1 rRNA gene is annotated in these 3,047 nt (G+C 53.6%); it reads right to left on the bottom strand.

The features are described 5' to 3' along the window. Positions 1-24 precede the first annotated feature (24 nt). Positions 25-2,933 (bottom strand): 23S ribosomal RNA (locus AACS90_RS22685). Positions 2,934-3,047: the final 114 nt, after the last annotated feature.

Here is a 3,047-nt window from a genome sequence, read left to right on the forward strand (position 1 = left end):
CCCGCAAAACACCTTCGGTGTTGTCAGGTTAAGCCGCACGGTTCATTAGTACTGGTTAGCTCAACGTCTCGCAACGCTTACACACCCAGCCTATCTACGTCCTCGTCTCGAACGTTCCTTCAGGACTCTCTAGGAGTCAGGGAAGACTCATCTCAAGGCAAGTTTCCCGCTTAGATGCTTTCAGCGGTTATCTCTTCCGCACTTAGCTACCGGGCAGTGCCATTGGCATGACAACCCGAACACCAGTGGTGCGTCCACTCCGGTCCTCTCGTACTAGGAGCAGCCCCTTTCAATCTTCCAACGCCCACGGCAGATAGGGACCGAACTGTCTCACGACGTTCTAAACCCAGCTCGCGTACCACTTTAAACGGCGAACAGCCGTACCCTTGGGACCTACTTCAGCCCCAGGATGTGATGAGCCGACATCGAGGTGCCAAACACCGCCGTCGATATGAACTCTTGGGCGGTATCAGCCTGTTATCCCCGGAGTACCTTTTATCCGTTGAGCGATGGCCCTTCCATTCAGAACCACCGGATCACTAAGACCTACTTTCGTACCTGCTCGCGCCGTCACGCTCGCAGTCAAGCTAGCTTATGCCTTTGCACTAACCTCACGATGTCCGACCGTGATTAGCTAACCTTCGTGCTCCTCCGTTACGCTTTGGGAGGAGACCGCCCCAGTCAAACTACCCACCAGACACTGTCCGCAACCCGGATAACGGGCCTACGTTAGAACACCAGCCATTAAAGGGTGGTATTTCAAGGATGGCTCCATGCAGACTGGCGTCCACACTTCCAAGCCTCCCACCTATCCTACACATCAAGGACCAGTGTTCAGTGTCAAGCTATAGTAAAGGTTCACGGGGTCTTTCCGTCTTGCCGCGGGTACACTGCATCTTCACAGCGAGTTCAATTTCACTGAGTCTCGGGTGGAGACAGCCTGGCCATCATTACGCCATTCGTGCAGGTCGGAACTTACCCGACAAGGAATTTCGCTACCTTAGGACCGTTATAGTTACGGCCGCCGTTTACTGGGGCTTCGATCAAGAGCTTCTCCTTACGGATAACCCCATCAATTAACCTTCCAGCACCGGGCAGGCGTCACACCGTATACGTCCACTTTCGTGTTTGCACAGTGCTGTGTTTTTATTAAACAGTTGCAGCCAGCTGGTATCTGCGACTGGCTTCGGCTCCGAAAGCAAGTTTCTTCACCTACTGCCAGCGTGCCTTCTCCCGAAGTTACGGCACCATTTTGCCTAGTTCCTTCACCCGAGTTCTCTCAAGCGCCTGAGTATTCTCTACCTGACCACCTGTGTCGGTTTGGGGTACGATTCAATGTTACCTGGAGCTTAGAGGCTTTTCCTGGAAGCAGGGCATCTGTCACTTCAGCACCGTAGTGCCTCGTCATCACGCCTCAGTGTTATACAGCGGTCCGGATTTACCAAAACCGCCCACCTACACGCTTAAACCGGGACGACCGTCGCCCGGATGACATAGCCTTCTCCGTCCCCCCTTCGCAGTAACACCAAGTACAGGAATATTAACCTGTTTCCCATCGACTACGCTTTTCAGCCTCGCCTTAGGGGTCGACTCACCCTGCCCCGATTAACGTTGGACAGGAACCCTTGGTCTTCCGGCGTGCGGGTTTTTCACCCGCATTATCGTTACTTATGTCAGCATTCGCACTTCTGATACCTCCAGCAGCCCTCACAGGCCACCTTCAACGGCTTACAGAACGCTCCCCTACCCAACAACACTTACGTGTCGCTGCCGCAGCTTCGGTGCATGGTTTAGCCCCGTTACATCTTCCGCGCAGGCCGACTCGACCAGTGAGCTATTACGCTTTCTTTAAATGATGGCTGCTTCTAAGCCAACATCCTGGCTGTCTGAGCCTTCCCACTTCGTTTCCCACTTAACCATGACTTGGGGACCTTAGCTGGCGGTCTGGGTTGTTTCCCTCTTCACGACGGACGTTAGCACCCGCCGTGTGTCTCCCGTGATAACATTCTTCGGTATTCGCAGTTTGCATCGGGTTGGTAAGTCGGGATGACCCCCTAGCCGAAACAGTGCTCTACCCCCGAAGATGAATTCACGAGGCGCTACCTAAATAGCTTTCGGGGAGAACCAGCTATCTCCCGGTTTGATTGGCCTTTCACCCCCAGCCACAAGTCATCCGCTAATTTTTCAACATTAGTCGGTTCGGTCCTCCAGTTAGTGTTACCCAACCTTCAACCTGCCCATGGCTAGATCACCGGGTTTCGGGTCTATACCCTGCAACTTAACGCCCAGTTAAGACTCGGTTTCCCTGCGGCTCCCCTATACGGTTAACCTTGCTACAGAATATAAGTCGCTGACCCATTATACAAAAGGTACGCAGTCACACCCCAAAGGGTGCTCCCACTGCTTGTACGTACACGGTTTCAGGTTCTCTTTCACTCCCCTCGCCGGGGTTCTTTTCGCCTTTCCCTCACGGTACTGGTTCACTATCGGTCAGTCAGGAGTATTTAGCCTTGGAGGATGGTCCCCCCATATTCAGACAGGATACCACGTGTCCCGCCCTACTCATCGAACTCACACTGCCAGCGTCTTCAGATACGGGGCTATCACCCTTTACTGCCGGCCTTTCCAGACCGTTCTCCTGACGCTGACACTGATGTTGGTTCTGGGCTCCTCCCCGTTCGCTCGCCGCTACTGGGGGAATCTCGGTTGATTTCTTTTCCTCGGGGTACTGAGATGTTTCAGTTCCCCCGGTTCGCCTCCTGACCCTATGAATTCAGGTCAGGATAGTGCAACGAATTGCACTGGGTTTCCCCATTCGGGTATCGCCGGGTCTCGCGGGTCATATCCCCTTCCCGGCGCTTATCGCAGATTAGCACGCCCTTCATCGCCTCTGACTGCCTAGGCATCCACCGTGTACGCTTAGTCGCTTAACCTCACAACCCGAAGGTGTCTTCGGATTGGGGTATTGAGAGACTCCTCAATAGTTGTCTGATGACACCCTACTGAGTGTTTCAAATTTTCAGCTTGTTCCAGATTGTTAAAGAGCA

The sequence above is a fragment of the Xenorhabdus sp. KK7.4 genome, from assembly GCF_963876465.1.
GTDB classification, from domain to species: domain Bacteria; phylum Pseudomonadota; class Gammaproteobacteria; order Enterobacterales; family Enterobacteriaceae; genus Xenorhabdus; species Xenorhabdus stockiae.